The 19,577-nt window shown below is 59.1% G+C and carries 11 protein-coding genes and 1 pseudogene; all 12 read left to right on the top strand.

All coding sequences use genetic code 11. The features are described 5' to 3' along the window. Window positions 1-8 precede the first annotated feature (8 nt). The gene (locus PM3016_RS32210) at window positions 9-896 is read left to right on the top strand and encodes an ADP-ribosylglycohydrolase family protein (protein ID WP_013920637.1); all 888 of its coding nucleotides are present in this window, start codon (window positions 9-11) and stop codon (window positions 894-896) included. A 63-nt stretch (window positions 897-959) separates the two neighbouring features. Continuing rightward, the gene (locus PM3016_RS32205; RefSeq protein WP_014372264.1) at window positions 960-1,829 is read left to right on the top strand and encodes a TIGR02452 family protein; all 870 of its coding nucleotides are present in this window, start codon (window positions 960-962) and stop codon (window positions 1,827-1,829) included. Window positions 1,830-2,079: 250 nt separating this feature from the next. Next, the gene (locus tag PM3016_RS32200) at window positions 2,080-3,732 is read left to right on the top strand and encodes a response regulator (protein WP_013920635.1); all 1,653 of its coding nucleotides are present in this window, start codon (window positions 2,080-2,082) and stop codon (window positions 3,730-3,732) included. Beyond that, complete coding sequence (locus PM3016_RS32195) at window positions 3,729-5,555, top strand: cache domain-containing sensor histidine kinase (protein WP_014372263.1); 1,827 nt, start codon at window positions 3,729-3,731, stop codon at window positions 5,553-5,555. The genes PM3016_RS32200 and PM3016_RS32195 overlap by 4 nt, the downstream gene beginning before the upstream one ends. Further along, entirely contained in the window at window positions 5,552-6,541 is a 990-nt protein-coding gene (locus tag PM3016_RS32190; protein WP_013920633.1) for a substrate-binding domain-containing protein, read from the top strand. Before PM3016_RS32195 ends, PM3016_RS32190 begins: the two co-directional genes overlap by 4 nt. A 528-nt stretch (window positions 6,542-7,069) precedes the next feature. Further along, window positions 7,070-8,229: pseudogene (locus tag PM3016_RS32175) on the top strand (IS3 family transposase). A gap of 590 nt (window positions 8,230-8,819) precedes the next feature. Next, entirely contained in the window at window positions 8,820-9,896 is a 1,077-nt protein-coding gene (locus PM3016_RS32170; protein ID WP_013920632.1) for a galactose ABC transporter substrate-binding protein, read from the top strand. Between the two features lie 219 nt (window positions 9,897-10,115). After that, complete coding sequence (locus tag PM3016_RS32165) at window positions 10,116-11,627, top strand: sugar ABC transporter ATP-binding protein (RefSeq protein ID WP_041617990.1); 1,512 nt, start codon at window positions 10,116-10,118, stop codon at window positions 11,625-11,627. A gap of 30 nt (window positions 11,628-11,657) precedes the next feature. Next, on the top strand, window positions 11,658-12,665 hold the full coding sequence (gene mglC / locus PM3016_RS32160; RefSeq protein ID WP_041619325.1) for a galactose/methyl galactoside ABC transporter permease MglC: 1,008 nt from the start codon (window positions 11,658-11,660) through the stop codon (window positions 12,663-12,665). A 100-nt stretch (window positions 12,666-12,765) separates the two neighbouring features. Then, complete coding sequence (locus PM3016_RS32155) at window positions 12,766-14,457, top strand: methyl-accepting chemotaxis protein (protein ID WP_013920629.1); 1,692 nt, start codon at window positions 12,766-12,768, stop codon at window positions 14,455-14,457. Window positions 14,458-14,737: 280 nt separating this feature from the next. After that, on the top strand, window positions 14,738-15,862 hold the full coding sequence (locus PM3016_RS32150) for a helix-turn-helix domain-containing protein (RefSeq protein ID WP_013920627.1): 1,125 nt from the start codon (window positions 14,738-14,740) through the stop codon (window positions 15,860-15,862). Between the two features lie 275 nt (window positions 15,863-16,137). Further along, the gene (locus tag PM3016_RS32145; RefSeq protein WP_014372261.1) at window positions 16,138-19,569 is read left to right on the top strand and encodes a CBM96 family carbohydrate-binding protein; all 3,432 of its coding nucleotides are present in this window, start codon (window positions 16,138-16,140) and stop codon (window positions 19,567-19,569) included. Window positions 19,570-19,577: the final 8 nt, after the last annotated feature.

Below are 19,577 nucleotides of genomic sequence, written 5' to 3'. Positions count from 1 at the left end.
AGATGCAGATGAATATCATGGATCGAATCCGAGGCGGCTTATACGGCACGGCCGTCGGGGATGCGCTTGGCGGCACGACGGAGTTCATGACCCGGGCGGAGATCCGGAAGAAGTACGGCCGGCTGACGGAGATGATCGGGGAAGGGGTCTGGGACCTCGAGCCGGGGGAAGTAACGGACGACACGATGATGTCCCTGTGCGTGGCCGAAGGCATCCTGGCCAGTCCGGAGGACCCGATGGGAGCGATCGGCGAGCGGTTTCTGGATTGGTACCGGTCGGACCCGAAGGACATCGGGAATATCATCCGGCGGGCCCTGCAGCGGTACGAGGGGGACTGGCTCGAAGCGTCCTTCGTTACCAATCGGGATCTCGGGGGCTTCTCCGCGGGCAACGGCTCCCTGATGCGCTGTCTGCCTGCGGCCCTGATCTATACCGATAGGGAGCGGATGGAGACGGTCACGCGGATGCAGTCGAAGATGACGCACTGGGATGAGCGGTGCAGCGAAGCCTGCGTGATGTACAACCGGATGGCGTACCGCCTGCTGCAGGGGGAGGAGCTCGGGCTTGTGCTCGCATTGGAGACGGCCGGCACTCCTTATGCGGAGGCGCTGGGCGGCGAGCCGGACTGCGGACCGACCGGGTATGTCGTGGATACGTTCCGGTGGGTGCTGTATATTTTGAATACAACCCAAAGCTTCGTCGAGACCGTGCAGGAAGCCGCCAATCTCGGCGGAGATACGGATACGATCGGGGCCATCGCCGGCGGCTTGGCCGGTGTGCATTACGGGTACGGCAGCATTCCGGAAGCCTATGCCGGGAAGATTCTGGTCAAGGAGCGGCTGGATGAGCTCGCGGAGCGGGTAGCTGCGTATCGCAGGGAAGCCGGCGACCGGTGAGGAGCTCCCTGAAGATTTACGAAATTTACTGATAAGTGACTTTAAGAAAGGATGGAACAAACCATGAACCGATCGAATAGAGCGGCGGTGGCCGCGCAGACGCTGGAGATGCTGGAGGCGGGCGGATACGGGGACGCTGCAGGGGAGTGGGTCGATCTTCGCACAGCGCAGGAAGCGGCGGTGCGGGGCTCGGTCCTGTACCGGCCGGGCACCGATGAGGAGCTGCGCGGGCGCGCATTGGCGCGGCTGCAGGAGGCATCTGTTGCAAACGCAGGCAGCCCGGCTGCGATGCGCATCGAGCTGACGCCCGAGACGACGCTGGCCGCCGCTCACCGCTGCTGGCTCGAGGACGGCGAGCCGGCCGCCTGTCTGAACTTCGCCTCCGCGAAGAATCCGGGCGGCGGCTTCCTCGGCGGGAGCCAGGCCCAGGAAGAGAGCCTGGCCCGCGCGAGCGGCCTGTACCCCTGCATCGTACAGATGCAGGAGATGTACGAATACAACCGGGGACGGCGGACGGCGCTGTACTCGGATTATATGATCTACTCGCCGGCCGTCCCGGTCTTCCGGGACGATGAAGACCGCCTGCTCCCCGAAGCTTACCCGGCGGCGTTCATCACAGCGCCCGCCGTGAACGCGGGCGTGGTGCGGGAACGGGAGCCCGAAGCCGCAGAGCAGATCGGCTCCGTCATGCGCGGCCGCATCCGGCGGGTGCTGTACGCGGCCATGCTGCACGGGCACTGTACGGTGGTGCTCGGAGCTTATGGCTGCGGGGTATTCCGCAACCGGCCCCAGGAGGTGGCCGCATGGTTCCGCGAGGTGCTAGCGGAAGAGGCATTCGCCGGGGCGTTCGTGCGGGTTGTCTTTGCGGTCTATGACCGCTCGGCCGGGCAGGAGACGTTCAGGGCATTTGAGAAGGAGTTCGGCGGCGGGTAAGCGAAGCGTTTGCCCGCCCGAACCGCTGCGGCAGAACGCTGCCCTCTTCCCGCTGGGGGCAAGCCGCAAGCGCTCCCACCTCTCCCCACTTCCCAACCCTGCGCGATTCTGGTACAGTGATTACACTATAATGATGACATGCCGGGCCGGCAGAGGGGGAAGCGATCCCGCTGCCAGGCTCCGGACCGGAGGAATACCGGCCTGGCCTGTGCCGGGCTATTGGTATGTCCTGCGATGGAGAGGACCGATTATGTACAAATTACTGCTTGTGGAAGATGAGGCGGACGTAAGGGAAGGCATTCTCGCGGAGATCGATTGGGCGGCCTGCGGCTTCGAGGTCGTGGATGCGGCGGAGAACGGCCAGGAGGCGGTCGAGCTCATGGAGCGCTTCGTGCCGGACGTGGTCGTGACGGATATCCAGATGCCGTTCATGGACGGGCTGCAGCTCTCCGAGTGGATCCGCGAACGGTATCCGACCACGAAGATCATCATCCTGACGGGCTTCGACGAATTCGAATATGCCCAGAAGGCCGTCAAGCTGCATATTGATGAATATTTATTGAAACCGTATTCGTCGGAGGATCTGGTGGGCATGCTTGCCAAAATCAAGAGCCAGATCGACGAAGAAGCGGCTCGCAAGGAGAACGTGCAGACGCTGCAGGAGCATTACCGCAAGAGCCTGCCGGTGCTGCGCGAGGTGTTCCTCGCCTCTCTGGTGACCCGGCGTCTGCCGCTGCGGGAGATCCAGGAGAAGTGCGAGAGCTACAATCTCGACCTGCAGGACTGCGGGTTCGCAGTATCGCTGCTGTCGCTCGACAACCTCGGAGCGGACGAGCAGTCCGCAGGCGCGGCCGATTCGGGCTCGCTGCGCCGCTCCAAGGATACGGAACTGAAGCTCTTCGCCGTGCTGAACATTGCGGAGGAGATCGTACAGAAGCACGGGCTCGGCCTGGTCTTCGTCCATAACCGTCATGTCGTCCTGCTCAGCGCCGTCAAGGGGGCGCAGCGGGAGTCTCTGATGGAGCGGACGCTCGCGGCGCTGGAGGAGATCCGGCAGAGCATCGACAAGTACCTCAAGTTCACGGTGACCATCGGGGTCGGCACGTTCTGCCCGGCGCTGCCCGAGGTGTCGTATTCCTATCAGGACGCGGTGCTTGCGCTCGATTACCGGCCGATTCTCGGGGACAACCGGATCATCTGCATCAGCGACGTCGAGACGCGCTTCGTGGAGAAGCTGCGCTTCGACGAGCTCAAGGAGCATGCGCTGATCCGCTGCCTCAAGGTGGGGACGACCCAGGAGATCGGGGAGATCGTCGAGAGCCTGTTCGAGGGCATCGCGGACATGGGCGTGTCGTTCAAGGACTACCAGATCTATCTGATCGAGATCCTGACGGCGATCCTGAAGGCGGCCAAGGATTCGAACGCGGACCTCGACGCCATCTTCGGCCCGGATTTCGTGCCGCTGGCGGAGCTGCACAAGTTCACGAATCCGCAGGAGGCGAAGAACTGGGTGCTCGGCATCTGCACGAATATCATGAGCCGGATCGCGAGCGAGCGGCAGTACGCCTACAAGTCGCTGGTCGACCAGGCGAAGGAATATATCCAGCAGCATTATCACGAGACGGACATCTCGATCAACAAGGTGTGCGGGATGCTGCACATTTCGGCGGGCTATTTTTCTTCCATTTTCAAAAAAGAAGCCAAAACGACCTTCGGCTCCTACCTCAGCCAGATCCGCATGGAAGCGGCGAAGGAGCTGCTGCGCACGACGGACCTGAAGGCGTTCGAGATTGCCGAGAAGGTCGGCTATGCGGAGCCGAACTATTTCAGCTTCTCATTCCGCAAATATGCCGGCGTTTCGCCGAAGGAATACCGGAGCGCCGCGGCTGAGGAGCAGCGATGAAACGGCGGGTGCCGCAGCCGCCGGGCCGTGGTCCGCTCTCTTCCCTGATCGACATCTGGAAGGTGAAGAGCATCCAGTTCATCATCACGGCCTCCTTCATGCTGATGACGCTGCTCGTGATGGTGGTCGTGTCCGTGCTGCTCTACGACAAATTCGCGCGGACGGCGGAGCAGAATGCGTTTATTGGCAATGAGCAGATCGTTGAGCAGGTGAAGCTTAATGTGGAGATGTACCTGGACGGCATGGACCAGGCGTTCAAGATGGTGGACGAGCGGATCCGCGCCTCGAAGACAGTGCCGGACCCGAAGCTTGAGGAGCAGCTCCGCACGATCCTGGAAACCCGCAGCGATGTCGTCTCGATGGCGCTGTTCACAGCCCAGGGGACGCCGCTGGCCCATCTGCCGGAGACGGAGATGCGGCGCAATACGCGCATCACGGATCAGAGCTGGTTCCGCTCGGCGGTGGAGAATCCGGGCCATGTGACCGTCTCGCTGCCGCACGTGCAGAACCTGTATAAGGGCCGGTATCCCTGGGTCGTGTCGATGAGCAAAAGCATCATCCTGGAGCGGGACGGCGTGCGGGAGCCGGCGATGCTGCTCGTGGATTTCAACTTCAAGACGATCGACGACCTGCTCAGCCGGGTCAGCCTGGGGCAGCGCGGCTACGTCTACATCATCGACGAGTCGGCCGGGAACATGGTTTACCATCCCCAGCAGCAGCTGATCTATGCGGGACTGAAGTATGAGAACGTCGAGCAGGCGATGAAGTATGCCTACGGCAATTACGTGGACGACAGCACCGGGGAGACGCGGCTGATAACCATCCAGACCGTCAACAACATCGGGTGGAAAATGATCGGCGTCTCCTACATGAACGAGATTGTCACCGCCAAGCGGGAGATCGGCTGGTTCCTTGCCTGGCTGATGCTCGGGGCGCTCGTGTTCGTGCTGCTCCTGTCGGCCTTCATGTCGGCGAAGATCTCCCAGCCGATCCGCCGGCTGGAGCGTTCGATGAGCAAGGTGGAGCAGGGCGTCTTTGACATCCATATCCAGGAGGGCGGAGAGGATGAGGTCGGGCGGCTCTCCCGGCGCTTCAATCTCATGGTCGCCCGCATCCGGGAGCTCATGGAGCAGAGCGTGAAGGAGCAGGAGGCCAAGCGCAAGAGCGAGCTCGAAGTGCTGCAGTCGCAGATCAACCCGCACTTCCTCTACAACACGCTGAACTCGGTGGTCCGCCTGGCGGGCAGCGGGAAGAGCGAGGAGGTCATCCGGATGATCACCTCCCTGTCGAAGTTCTTCCGGATCTCCCTCAGCAAGGGCAAATCGGTTATCACAGTGCAGGAAGAGCTCGAGCATGTACGCAACTATCTCATCATCCAGACGATGAGGTACAAGAACAAATTCCGCTTCGAGATCGAGTGTGAGGACGAGGTGAAGGACTGCCCGACCGTCAAGCTCATCCTGCAGCCGGTGGTGGAGAATGCGATCTACCACGGCATCGAGATGATGGTCGACGAAGGGTTCATCCGCATCCGGGCGGAACGGGCCGGCGACCGGGTGCGCATTACGGTGGCGGACGACGGGCTCGGCATGCCGCCCGAGAAGGTGAAGGGACTGCTGCAGGCGGAGGCGCCTGAGAACGGCGGCCCCGGCCCCGGTTCCAGCTCCGGTTCCGGAGTGGGCATCCGCAACGTGCATGAGCGAATCCGGTTGATGTATGGAGAAGAGTACGGGCTTGAGATAGAGAGCCGGCTGGAGGAGGGGACCACGGTGACCCTGTGGATTCCTTACCGGACGGGTGTGAGAGGAGGGGAGGCCGGATGAACGGACGGCTCCCGGGACGGATCATGCTTCTCCTTGTCCTGCTGGCGGTGTCGGCCGGTATTACGTCGTGCGGCCAGCTGACGGACACCGCCGAGGCGGGATATACCGGCAAGAAGGAGATCGCCCTGATCGTCAAATCGAAGAACAGCGACTACTGGAAGGCGGTCATCAGCGGAGCGGAAGCGGCCGAGAAGGAATTGGGCGTCGATGTGCTGGTGGAAGCGCCGGAGTCCGAGCAGGACATCCAAGGACAGATCGGCTTGATCTCCGATGTCATCAACTATAAGCGCAGCGCTCTGGTTCTAGCCCCAAGCGACGACATGGCGCCGGCCGACGCGGTCGCCCGGGCCGCGGCGAACAATATCCCCGTGATCACGATCGACTCGCGCCTGGACTCGCCGAAGCCGCTCAGCTATATCGGTGTCAACCATTATGAAGCGGGGGAGAAGGCCGGACGCAAGCTGGCCGAGCTGCTGGGCGACCAGGGCCGGGCAGCCGTAGTGGGCTTCAAGCCGGACGGCCAGGCCGCCGCCGAGCGGGAGCGGGGCTTCCTCGACGAGATGGCGCGGCACCCGAAGATCCAGGTCGTCGAGAAGACCTACTGCTACGCGGATCCGGACCAATGCGGCGAAGGGGTGCGCAGGCTGGCGCACGTACTGAATACGCCGACGGGCATCGCCGTGCTGCACGGCGCTTCGACCCGCGGGGTCGTGGAGGAGATCGTGAAGGAAGGGCTGGAAGGCCGGGTGAAGGTCGTCACCATGGACAGCACGCCCGAGGACATCGAGTATCTCCAGGAAGGGATCGTCCAGGCCACGATTATCCAAAATCCGTTCTCGATGGGCTATCTCGGCGTTCAATACGCGGTCGATGCGCTGGAAGGCAGGCGGGTGAAGGAGAACTTTTTTACGGATACGAAGGTGATCGATCAGGTCAATATGTTCTGGTCCGATAATCAGAAGCTGTTGTTCCCCTTTGTGAAGTAACCCTCTCGTCATGTGCGTTCAATAAGCGTCGGGATAGGCAATAAGGTTCAAGAACCCGCAGCGGCTGCTGCGGGTTTTTACTCTATTCGTGCCCTCTCCGGCTTTACGCCTCTTCTGCTTTACGCCTCTCCGGCTTTACGCCTCTCGGCTTTACGCCTCTCCGGCTTTACGCCTCTCGGCTTTACGCCTCTTCTGCTTTACGCCTCTTCTGCTTTACGCCTTTCGGCTTTACGCCTCTTGGCTTTACGCCTCTTGGCTTTACGCCTCTCGGCTTTACGCCTTTCGGCTTTACGCCTCTCCGGCTTTACGCCTCTCGGCTTTACGCCTCTCGGCTTGAAGCCGCTGGGGATGCTGGGCAGGGAGATAGCGGAACTCAGATTCGTTATGATGGCCATCGAAGGGGAGTTTTTGAAAATAAAGGAACTCAGATTCGCTATTAGGTGGGATGTGTATGTAGACTAAACGGTGGACACAGCTTAAGGAACGACCTTTATAATAAAGACAAACCAACAAAGGTCGAGGTGTGCCATGAGTCAGCAGCGGGAGAGTTACGGCAGTGAGTTTAAGAAAAAAACGGTGGAACACATGGAGAAGGAGGGGAAGAAGCCGATAGAGATCGCCCGGGAGCTCGGGATTCCGAAGAGTACCTTGAGCCGCTGGATCAAGCAGTATGGCAAAAGTGCGACTGCGGAACAATCGCAAGTCTTTGTGGATTACGAACGACTACGGAAATTGGAGCAGCAAAACCGCGAACTACAAGAGGAGAATGAAATCTTAAAAAAGGCGATGCACTTCTTCACGAAAGACCGGCACTGATTTTTTCGTTTATTCATAAACACCGCTTCCAGTACCGTGTCGAGAAGATGTGCTCCGTGTTACAAGTATCCAGAAGCGGTTATTACAAGTGGGTAAAACACAAGCCTAGTAAACGGGAAAAGCACCGGAAGTGGCTGAAAAACCGTATCCGGCATCACTTTTTCCGTTTGAAGAAACGCCCGGGCAGCCCCGTAATTACTGCAATTCTGCGAGAGGATGACGGTTGTACTGTCTCCTCAAAAACGGTCAGCCGCCTAATGAAAGAGATGGGTCTTAAGTCAATTACGGTTGGAAAATACAAAGCAACGACCAATTCCAAACACAACATGCCTGTTCATGACAATATCCTAAATCGGCAGTTTAAAGTCGATGCGCCAAACAAGGTCTGGGTAACAGATATTACTTATGTCGCCACTGGCGAAGGCTGGTTATATCTAGCCAGTGTGATGGACTTATTTTCACGTAAAATCGTAGGCTGGGCTACAGGTGCACGGATGACTAGGGAGCTGGTGATCGATGCCCTGGAGCTTGCTTACAGGCGTCAGAAGCCGGCCCCTGGCTTGATCCACCACTCCGACCGCGGATCTCAGTATGCAAGCAGTGATTACCAAGAACGGCTGGCAGGCTACTTCATGACGGGCAGCATGAGTCGAAAAGGTAACTGCTATGATAATGCGTGTATTGAGTCGTTCCACAGTACATTGAAAAAAGAGCTTGTGTACCAGACCAAGTTTAAAACTCGCAAACAAGCTACCGATGAACTCTATAATTACATCGAGTTTTACTATAACCGAACACGGCGTCACTCCACTTTGGGTTATAAAACGCCTCATCGCTTTGAACAGATGTACCATGAAAAAAGAACAGCTTAGCCTTAAAGGGTTCCTTTAATTTGTGTCTACTTTATTGACAGAAGTACAATGAGCCTGCTTTTCGCTTAAATGGAGGCTGATAAGGAACCTGAGTTCCGCTATTCCTTGGGAAATGACGGGAAATAAGATGATAAAGAACCTCAGTTCCTTTATTTGAAGTTATCGGATCGATATCGCGAGAAGGCCGGATCGGGGACTAGCGAAGGAAGGCCCGGGTCACGGAAAACACGGAGGTCCGGGTCGCGTGAATCGCGAAGGCCGCCGGATCGCGGTATCGCGGAGGTTCGAGTCGCGTACTTCCGAAGGCCGCGAGTCGCGGGGATCGCAAAGTCCCGGTCGCGGAGTTCGTGAAGACTCGGGCCGAGGAATCCCGACCGCTCCACAGAAGATGCCTGGCTATCGGGGACAGGCCCCTTTTTCATGCGACAAAAGTCTGAAATTTTCGACATAATCTTAGCTTTTTCATAACACATGAGAATTTCGATAGAACACATGAGGATATTGCATGGGTTTTTGGCACAAAATTAACGATAATGAAAGTGTAAAGCAATCCAGTATACAAAAAAAGAAATAACGGAGGTCTTTTACGGATGAACAAAAAAGTGGTTTCCATGATGCTTGCTGCTGCACTCGCCACAACAGTCGTAGGCTGCGGAAATAAAACGGATACCAATGCCGGCACAGCGAACAACAACGCGGGCGGCGCGAAGACCGAAACCGGTACGACGGCTGGCAAGCAGCCAACGATCGGCGTAGCAATCTACAAATTCGACGATACGTTCATGACGGGTGTTCGTAACGCGATCAGCGCAGCAGCGGAAGGTAAAGCCAAAGTCGATATCGTAGACAGCCAGAACTCCCAGCCGACCCAGAACGATAAAGTCGACCTGTTCATCACGAAGAAAGTGAACGGCCTTCTCGTGAACCCGGTTGACCGTACGGCAGCGGGCGTAATCATCGACAAAGCCAAAGCGGCGAACATCCCGGTTGTATTCCTGAACCGCGAACCGCTGGCTGACGATATGAAGAAGTGGGACAAAGTATACTATGTCGGCGCGAAAGCCGAGCAGTCCGGTACGATGGCAGGCCAGCTGGTAGCCGACTACTTCAAGGCTCATCCGGAAGCGGATAAGAACAAGGACGGCAAGCTCCAGTACGCGATGCTGAAGGGCGAGCCTGGACACCAGGATGCCGAGCTCCGCACGAAGTTCGCTGTCAAAGCCGTAGAAGACGCAGGCATCGGCGTAGAGAAGCTGGCGGAAGACACAGCGATGTGGGACCGCGTTAAGGGCCAAGAGAAAATGGCGGCATTCCTTGCTTCCCAAGGCGACAAGATCGAAGCGGTCTTCGCGAACAACGACGACATGGCTCTCGGCGCGATCGAAGCCCTCAAAGCCAAAGGCTACTTCCAAGGCGGCAAGTACATGCCGGTTGTCGGCGTAGACGCTACGGCTCCAGCGGTGAAGGCTCTCGAAGAAGGCACGATGCTCGGTACGGTACTGAACGATGCGAAGAACCAAGGTGCGGCATCCTTCGCCCTGGCCAACGTGCTCGCTTCCGGCCAAACGCCTAGCAAAGAGAACACGGGCTTCGAAATCACCGACGGCAAGTACATCTGGGTTCCTTACAAGAAGATCACCAAAGAAAACATGAACGACGCGAAGTAATTCGTCTTTTGCCACACGGCAGGGGGCCAGGTGATTCAGGTGCCTGCTCCCTTGCCTTTTTCATGAAAACATTCATACGGTTTGTGCCGGTCCGACGCTGTTGCCATCCTCACTATATACAAACATACACATACTGAAATTCGGGTGCCTCTGACAGGAGATTCCAGTCCCTTGACGGAACTGGGAGGAGGCGTATCCAATACGCAGGGGGGCGTTACCATGACTGATTCGAAATACTTGCTTGAGATGAACGGTATTGTCAAAGAGTTTCCCGGCGTGAAAGCGCTGGACGGAGTAACCATCAAAGTGCGTCCCGGCACGGTGCACGCGCTTATGGGAGAGAACGGCGCCGGCAAATCGACGCTGATGAAATCGCTTTTTGGAATCTACAAACCCGATGCGGGCGAGATTATTCTCGACGGCGAGAAGGTGGAGATCAACAATTCCAAGGATGCGCTGAACTACGGCGTATCGATGATTCACCAGGAGCTCCATCCGGTACCGCACCGCAATGTCATGGAAAACATTTGGCTCGGGCGTTTCCCGATGAAGGGATTCGGGCCGTTTAAAATAGTGGACCACCGCAGAATGCTCGAAGATACGAAGAAGCTGTTCGAGGATCTGGAGATGGATATCGATCCGAAGGAGCTCGTAGGGAATCTCTCCGTATCGAAGATCCAGTCCCTGGAGATCGCCAAGGCGGTATCCTTCAACTCGAAGATTATCGTGATGGACGAACCGACGTCCTCGCTGACGGGCAATGAAGTAGAGGCGCTCTTCAAGATCATCAACGAGCTGCGCTCCCGCGGAGTCAGCATGATCTATATCTCGCACAAAATGGAGGAGATCCTCCGCATCTCCGATGACGTCACGATCATGCGTGACGGCAAGCTGATCGGCACCTGGCCGGCAGCCGAGCTGACCACGGACCTCATCATCCAGCGGATGGTGGGACGCGATCTCAGCCAGCGCTTCCCGGACCGCACGAACGTGCCGGGCGGTGTTCTGATGAAGGTGGAAGGCCTGACCTCTCCGCTGCCGAAGTCGTTCAAGGACGTATCCTTCGAGCTGCGCAAAGGCGAAGTGCTCGGCCTCGGCGGTCTCGTCGGCGCCCAGCGGACGGAGCTGATCGAAGCGCTGTTCGGCCTGCGGGCGGTGGAGTCGGGCGAAGTCTCGATCCACGGCAAGAAGGTCAAGATCAAGTCGCCGATCGACGCGAAGAAGCACAAGATGGCGCTGCTGACCGAAGAACGGCGGGTAACGGGGATCTTCCCGGTGCTCTCGATCCACGAGAATGCGATGATCGCGAACATCGACCGCTACGAAACCCCGTTCAAGCTGCTCAATGAGCGCAAGGCCAAGGAAGAAGTGGCCCGGAGCGTGGAGAAGCTGAGGGTCAAGACGCCGTCGGTCCGCGAGAAGATCAAGAACCTGTCGGGGGGCAACCAGCAAAAGGTGCTGCTGGCCCGGTGGCTGCTCACCGAGCCGGATATCCTGCTGCTTGACGAGCCGACACGGGGGATCGACGTCGGTGCGAAGTTCGAGATCTATTCCATCATCAACGACTTGGCGAGCCAAGGGAAGAGCATCATCATGATTTCCTCCGAAATGCCGGAGCTGCTCGGGATGTCCGACCGGATCATGGTCATGTCGGAAGGCAGACTGACGGGCATCGTCGAAGGCAAGGGCGCTACGGAAGAAGAAATCATGCGGCTGGCCGCCAATCACTGAGAGGTTCACCGGAGGAGGAGCTTACTATGAATACCAAAAAACTCGGACGGGTTTCTGACACAGAACGCCATCTATATCGTACTGATCCTGCTCGTTATCGGGATCGCCATCAAGGACCCGACGTTCCTGTCGATCAACATCCTGCGGGATATCCTGCTGCAGAACTCGACCCGCGCCATCATCGCGCTGGGCGCTGCCTTCATTCTAATCACGGGCGGAACGGACTTGTCATCCGGCCGGATCGTCGGCTTAAGTGCCGTATTGTCCGCTTCCATGCTGCAGGCGAGCGATTATCCGCGCCTGTTCTATCCGGAGCTCGGTGAGATTGCACTGTTTATTCCGATTGTCGTGGGGATTCTGGCAGGTCTGGTTGTCGGTCTGATCAACGGATGGGTTGTCGCGAAGCTCAGCGTACCGCCGTTCATCGCAACGCTCGGTACGATGGTTATCGTATACGGTGTCAACTCGCTCTACTTCGATATGAAGCCGAACGAATCGCAGCCGATCGCCGGTCTGCGCAAAGACTTCACGAACCTCGGCACCGGCTTCATCGGTCCGAACGGTCCTTACTCGATTCCTTACATCGTCATCATCGCCATCCTGATCGCCGTGATCGTATGGGTCGTATTCAACAAGACCCGTCTCGGCAAGAACATGTACGCGATCGGCGGCAACATCCAGGCTGCTACGGTATCGGGGATTAACGTAGCCCGCAACCTGATCTACATCTACGGTGCAGCCGGCGCCCTCTACGGTCTCGGCGGCGTACTTGAAGCCGCAAGAACAGGCGGCGCAACGAACAACTACGGGAACATGTACGAGCTGGATGCCATCGCAGCCTGCGTCGTCGGCGGGGTATCCACGGCCGGCGGGATCGGTACCGTACCAGGCGTACTGGCCGGCGTACTGATCTTCGGTGTCATCAACTACGGTCTGACGTTCATCGGCATCAGCCCTTACTGGCAGCTGATCATCAAGGGTCTGATCATCGTCGCTGCGGTAGCATTTGACATCCGCAAGTACTTGGCGAAGAAGTAATCGATATTGTAGAATAATGTTGAAAGCTGTCGGGCTCTCCGGCAGCTTTCTCTACTAGAAGAGATGGATACGTTTTCATATTTTTGGAGGAGAGGGTCTCGTGAAGATCAGTGTCAGACAAAAGGTGGTAGGGGCATTCGTAGCCGTCGCCCTGCTGACGGCGGCGGCCAGCGGCATATCGTACTCATTCTTGAACAAGATCGACCATTCCTATTCGTCTCTGCTGGAGGACAACTCGAGCATGCTCGAGGGGGTGGGCGAGGTGCTGGCCTTGACCCATCAGCAGAACGGCATGCTGTTCGCCTACCTGGTGGAGCCGTCCAAGGAGAAGGAGACCTCGCTCAAGGCGCTCAATGAGCAGCTCGGCGGCAAGATCAAGGAGCTCGAAGGTCTGGCTTTGACCGAAGAGACACTTAGCGAAGTGCAGAAGATGGGGGAGTCGAACCAGACGTTCGCCCGTTTGACCCAGAAGGTGACGGAGTACGTGGACCGTAGTGAGCCGGGGCTGGCCCGGACCGAGGCGCTGATGTGGGCTGTGCCCACGACGCAGACGCTGGAGCAGGCCGCCGGGCAGATCAGCGAGCAGCAGCAGGCTCTGTTGGCTCAGCGCCAAGCGGAGAACTCGGAGGTCGTGGATGCGACGGAGACTTCGATGCTGGTCATCAGTTTGTTCGTCCTGTTGTTCGCTATAACGATCGGTCTGCTGCTGTCCCGCAGCATCGTCCGTCCGATGCGGGAGATGGTCCAGGCCGCCGGCCGGATCGCCGACTGTGATCTGACCGTTGGCGATCTGCGCATCACGAGCCGGGACGAGATCGGCGAGCTGGCCGGGGCGTTCAACCGGATGAAGGCCAGCCTGCACGAGATGGTCTCCCGCGTGGGGCAATCCGCGCAGGAAGTGGCCGCAGCCGCCGAAGAGCTGAACGGCAGCTCCGGGCAGGTGAGCGAGGCGCTTCAGCAGATTACCGAGATTGTGCAGGACATCTCGGCCGGCACGGAGCAGCAGGTCGGCAGCGTGCAGGCCGGTGTAGGCATCATCGAGGGCGTGTCGTATCAACTCGGCAGCATCACCGGCATTACGGAAGCGGCGGATGCCACTTCGGCCGAGGCGCGCCGCACGGCTTCCTCCGGGGATGAAGCGATCCGCTCCGCCATGGGGCAGATGCAGTCCATTCTCGCCAAGATGCAGGAGCTGTCGGCGGCAGTCGAGCGGCTGGGAGGCCGTTCATCGCAGATTATGGCGGCTAACGAGCTCATTGCCGGCATCGCCCAGCAGACGAACATGCTGGCGCTGAACGCCTCGATCGAGGCGGCACGGGCCGGGGCGGCCGGACGCGGCTTCGCCGTGGTGGCCGACGAAGTCCGCAAGCTGTCGATGCAGACGACGGAAGCGGCGGCGGAGATTGCCCGCCTGATTGAGGGCATCCGCTCGGAGACGGCGGCGGTCGTGCAGGGGGCGGCAGCGGGTTCACAGGAAGTGTCCCGCGGGATCGGCATCGTGGAAGAGGCTGGAGCCGCCTTCCGCCGGATCCATGAAGCCGTCGACGATGTGGCCGGCCAGATGCTGCGGGTATCCGAAGAGACGAAGGCGATCGCAGCCGAGTCCCGCAGCGCCGTGTCGACGATGCACTCCGTCCAGGAGGTCGCGGCCGCTGCAGCGGAGAGCACACACTCGGTGTCCCACCACGTGGAAGGGCAGTTCGCTTCGATGGAAGAGATTGTGTCCTCCTCGACCATGCTCAGCCGCATGGCCGAAGATTTGTCTGACCTGATCCGTAAATTTCGCGTGTGACCCTCAGGGGCGCCGTTCACTCAAGGCTTTGGCCGGGGTGGGGGTGTCCCTTTTTCATAGCATGCGGCCTTGGATTCCCGGCGCCGAATAGAGCCGTCTTATGGGGCCGGAGGTCCTAGACGGTGCCGAACAGAGCGGAATGGCTGTTCCGTATCCCGAGCATCATGACGTTCGCACCTTGTTCGTGTACAATGGAAATATAAACCACCGGCAGCGGCACCGCCGTTCCTATTCCTAATCGCACCCGAGAAACTCCGCCGGTAGAACCAAAGGGGACCGAATGTTGAAAAGGAAATTGCTTATAGCCCATGGGCAGCCATTCTTCCGGACTTGGCTGCGCACGTTAGTCGAAGGCAGCGGGACAGGCTGGTCGGTCGTAGGCGAGGCCGGCAGCAGCGAGCAGGCCTGGGAGCAAATCCGGCAGACCCGTCCCCATCTGATTCTGTGCGATCTGGCAACGCCCGGGCTGGACGGCGCCGAGCTGGCCCGGCGTCTGCAGGAGCTCCGGGTGAAGCCGCTGCTTGTCGTGATGACGGAAGATAAGGAGCTTGCGGAGGCGGAGGCGGCCTGGAAGCATGGGATCTTTGACATGATCGCAAAGCCCTGCAGCCAGGAGAGAATTCTGAGACTGCTCCGCAGGGCCTACGTCCATAGTCTGGTCAAAGAGAGGCGGCAGGCGGCCCAGGAGCCGGAGCCTGCCGGCATTGCGGAGCCCGGGCCGGCCGCCGAGCGTCAGGCGCGGTGGAGGGAATACCTGCAGAGCGGCAGGTTCGCTCTCTGGAAGCGGGAGGCCGCTTCGCTCGCCGAGCAGCTGGCCTTCCTGCCGCCGGCCGAAGCCAAGCTGGAGGCCCTGCGGCTGGTCACCGGAGCCCATGCGTCGCTTAAGCGCCAGCTCGGGCCGAGCGCGCCCGAGTTCGATTATGAAGCCTGTCTCGAGCAGGTGCTTGCGCTCTTCACGGCACAGGAGGCCGCGGAATGGGCCGGGGGTGCGCTCGCCCGCATGGCGAAGGGGCTTGGCAGCCGGCCTTCCCATGCGGACCGGGGCATTATCCGCCGGACGCTGGCATACCTGCAGAAGCATTATATGGAAGCCTGCAGCGCCAGCGACATGGCGGAGCGCTTTCACATGAGCCAGGCCTACTTCAGCAAGCTCTTCAAGCGGGAAACCGGGGAGACGTTCTCCGGCTGTCTGACCCGCCTGCGCATGGAGCAGGCGGAAAGGCTCCTCACGGGTACCGATCTGCTGATCTCCGAGGTGGCGGCCGGTGTGGGGTATGACGATCCGAATTACTTTGCGAGCGTATTCCGGGATACGCACGGCGTCACGCCAACTGAATTCCGCAAACAGAATAAGGAGCAGCAGGAAGCGGCTTCTCCGTCGAGGAAGTATCATTCGATCCCCTAGCCGTCAGGCAGGGGATTTTCTTTTTTTTCTTACAAAAAATGACTTGCATAGGGCTAAAGAGAACGGACGCCGTGTCCTTTCGTGCGGCTCCGACATATAATTCCTGATAATCGACAAAAAATTCAAGGCCGTTCGCCCTTCCCAAATGTAAAATTATCTTTAGGATTGGAGACCAACACAAACAAAGATAAAAAAAGAAAACCAAAGGAGATCGATACTGTAATGAACTCAGGTACATCCGCAAGCCGTAAGCATGAAAGCAGGATGCTGCCCTCATGATGAATAAGATTAGAGTCCGAACCGGACTGCTGCTGAGCGCCATCCTGATCGGTCTGCCGGCTCTCCCTCCTCCAGCAGCATCTGCAGAAACCAGGCCCCCGGCTGTGATTGACGAACTTCAAAGCTGGGATGTGGCGTACAAGCGGTCCTCCACATTAAGCCTGCTCTCCAATATGACCAATGCCGACGATCCTACGCGTGTGCAGCGGAGCGCCGCTTATAACGAATATCTGATCTATCAGGCTCCCTACGGGTTCGGGTCGTTCACCGTGTATACCTACATCAATGAGTTGTACAAACCGTATGACCATCTCCAATTCTTCACTTCCTCGGACGGCGTCAATTACCAGGAAGTTATCGCGCAGCAGTATGAGGACGGAGGCCATCTGAACCTGCTTGTCTATGAGGCTTCGGATCTTCCGGCAGGTGCTCGTTATCTCAAGATTCGTTATAGAGGAGGGGTCATCCTCAAATCCCCTTCGATCGGCAAGGTCGTGCTCGGCAGCCCGGCTTCCGTACAGGCTTCGGTCTATTCGGGGATCGCTGCGCTCGGCACCCAGGTGGCCCTGTCGACACCTACGGCAGGCGCCTCGATCTATTACACGACCGACGGCACGGACCCGAAGACCTCTTCGGCACGCAAACTGTATACAGCCCCGCTGGAGATCCCGGCCTCGGAGGTGCTGGATCTGGCCGCACACGCCGAGATCACCGACGGGATGGGCCGGAAGATCGGCGGGCGGATCTCGAGATTCAATTATGCGGCGATGGGGCCGGAGGATATCCGGGTCGCGGCCGCTGCCGATACGATGGTGGACGAGGCCCAGCCGGACAAGGCCTTCGGCAGCGCTCAGAACCTGGGCGTCCGGCACAGCCGGGTCAAGGATGCCTATTTCACCTTCAGCCTCCAGAACTTCAATGCCCTCTCGGATACCGCGAAGCTGCTGCTGCACGGCTATGCTTCGGACAGCACGCGCGAGCCGGCGAGCCTGCAGCTGTACCCGGCTGCCGGCGGCTGGGACGAGGCTTCGGTCACCTACCGGAGCCGGCCGGCTCTCCTGTCGGATACGCCGCTTGCGGTCAAGCCGCTCGCTTACGGTCTGCCGGGCTGGATGCAGTTCGATGTGACCGAGTATGCGAGAGAGCAGAAGGCGCTCGGGCGGACCTCGATCACCTTGGCCTTGCGCAACGGTACCCAGGGAACGACGCAGATCGCCTCGAGAGAAACCGGGGACCGCGCCCCGTTCCTGAAGATTACGTCCGGGGGCGGCTTGTCGCCATCCGGTGTGGTCGACGGGATGGACTCCTTCGCCCTGCTGTACAAGCGCTCGAATATCTTGATCTCCACGAACGACGCCCCTTACTTCGGCGGGGACGGCAGCCGCTTTACCCGGCTGAGCACACAGCCCGGCTTCATCGTGTACAGGCTGGAATCGGGCGTGCGGTCGTTCATGGTATCGAGCTACTTCTATACGGGAATCCCGATCGTTCACAACAGGCTCTATACTTCTGCCGATGGGGTGACTTACAAGGAGCTGCCGGCCACAGTGTACCCTTCGGGTTCGGCCGCAGGGAATTGGCAGCAGTATATCTATGAAGCTTCCTCGCTGCCTGAAGGGACGCAGTATGTCAAAGTGGAGATGTCCGGCGACAGCAAATCCTGGACGCCGCAGCTGTCGAGGGCCAGTCTTAACCAGCATACCTCATCGGTACAGGTGAACACGGCTCCGGGGGACAGCTCGCTGAAGGTCGAGCTGTCGACACCGTCCGCCCCGGCGCAGATTTTCTTCCGCACTGACGGGGAAGGCGGCTTCAAGACCTACCCCGGACCGATCACGTTGTCAGGCTATCACACAATCGAGGCGTATGCCGTCAAGAATGGGTTGGAGGCCAGCCCGGTCCGCCATTTCAAGATCAACGCGACCGGACAGGCGCAGATCGACCGCTACGGCCAAGTGATCTCCACGGATTTTGCAGGGAAGGTCCGGTCGGATGAGGAGCTTGCCGCAGATGCGGCGGCGGACGAAGCGTACTATGCCTCGCTGCAGGCTCCCGCAAACCGGGATGCGTACGGGGGGCTTAAGGGAAGCTCCTGGACCTACGGGATCCCCAAAACCGGATTCTTCGATATCCGCAGGGCGGGAGGGCGCAAAGTGATGACCACGCCGGAGGGAAATGTGTATTTCTCTCTGGGGATGAACGGCATTACACCGAACGAAACGTATACGAAGGTGACCGGCAGGGAGCATAACTTCGAATGGATCCCGCAGTTTACCGGTGAATACCGCGCCGCCTTCCTCGGCTCGCAGGACAACTTCTCGTATTATCTCGCAAACAAATTCCGCAAGACCGGACGGATTCCTTCCACGGTCAGCTTCTATACGGAAGCGGTGGAACGGCTGAAGAAGTGGGGCTTCAACGGGGCCGGCGCCTGGACCCCGGTTCAGGTGGTCCGCGGCCAATCGTTCCCTTATACGGTGATGCTCCCGATGGCCAGCGTTACCGCCGGCAAGCTGGACGGCCTCTCGCTCTTCGATATCTTCGCGCCGGGCGCCGCGGAGCAGATGGATAAGGCTTTCGCCGCCGCGCTGCCTGCGCTGAAGGATGACCCGATGCTGATCGGCTATTTTATCGATAACGAGTACGACTATCACAAATTCCATACGGCGGTGCCGAAGCTCAAGGGCCATACGGCGATGAAGCGCAAGCTGGTAGACATGCTGCGCAGCCAATATGTCACGATGGAGGCCTTCAACGCGTCATGGGCGACGCCTTATACTTCGTTCGACCAGCTGTATGACGCCGAGCTGACGGTCCGCCCGGGACAGGCGTATCTCGATATGGACGCGTTCTTCCGTCTGTACCTCGATACGTTCTACGGCACGGTCTCCCGCCTGTTCCGCCAGTATGACGGAAACCATCTGCTGCTCGGCGACCGCTGGATTACCATGACGGCGGCCAATGTGCGGGTGAGGGGACTGCTCGCCGAAGCCTCCGGCAAATATCTCGACGCCATCTCGATCAACCATTACAGCGCGCAGCTGGATAAGGACATGTTGAACGATGTGCATACGAAGTCGGGCGGCAAGGCGATCCTGCTCAGCGAATTCAGCTTCGGAACGGCGGAACAGGGCCTGAAGCCGATCGTGCCGGGGTCGGCGGCCAGCCAGCATGAGCGTCAGCTCCGGTACCGCAGCTATGTGGAAGGGGCCGCAGCCCTCGGTTATGTGGTCGGCGCCCACTGGTTCGATTATGTGGACCAGGCGGCAGCGGGCCGGTACTGGGAGGGCTATGGCGGAGAACGCTATAACTCGGGCCTGGTGAACGTGGCCGACCGCCCCTATAAGCAGCTGCTCGAGGGGATCATGGCCACCCACAGCAAGATCTATGATGTCGTGATGGGCAAGACAGGTCCATTCCAGGAGTAGAAGGGCTG

The organism is Paenibacillus mucilaginosus 3016, from assembly GCF_000250655.1.
Lineage (GTDB): Bacteria > Bacillota > Bacilli > Paenibacillales > NBRC-103111 > Paenibacillus_G > Paenibacillus_G mucilaginosus.
Note: the sequence above shows the minus strand (reverse complement) of the source record. Positions and strands in the feature narration are given on the sequence as shown.

What these genes read in the sequence shown, in the direction of transcription:
- PM3016_RS32210 (WP_013920637.1), top strand. Translation starts at nt 9, where the DNA reads ATGAATATCATGGATCGAATCCGAGGCGGCTTATACGGCACGGCCGTC.
- PM3016_RS32205 (WP_014372264.1), top strand. Translation starts at nt 960, where the DNA reads ATGAACCGATCGAATAGAGCGGCGGTGGCCGCGCAGACGCTGGAGATG.
- PM3016_RS32200 (WP_013920635.1), top strand. Translation starts at nt 2,080, where the DNA reads ATGTACAAATTACTGCTTGTGGAAGATGAGGCGGACGTAAGGGAAGGC.
- PM3016_RS32195 (WP_014372263.1), top strand. Translation starts at nt 3,729, where the DNA reads ATGAAACGGCGGGTGCCGCAGCCGCCGGGCCGTGGTCCGCTCTCTTCC.
- PM3016_RS32190 (WP_013920633.1), top strand. Translation starts at nt 5,552, where the DNA reads ATGAACGGACGGCTCCCGGGACGGATCATGCTTCTCCTTGTCCTGCTG.
- PM3016_RS32170 (WP_013920632.1), top strand. Translation starts at nt 8,820, where the DNA reads ATGAACAAAAAAGTGGTTTCCATGATGCTTGCTGCTGCACTCGCCACA.
- PM3016_RS32165 (WP_041617990.1), top strand. Translation starts at nt 10,116, where the DNA reads ATGACTGATTCGAAATACTTGCTTGAGATGAACGGTATTGTCAAAGAG.
- PM3016_RS32150 (WP_013920627.1), top strand. Translation starts at nt 14,738, where the DNA reads ATGTTGAAAAGGAAATTGCTTATAGCCCATGGGCAGCCATTCTTCCGG.
- PM3016_RS32145 (WP_014372261.1), top strand. Translation starts at nt 16,138, where the DNA reads ATGATGAATAAGATTAGAGTCCGAACCGGACTGCTGCTGAGCGCCATC.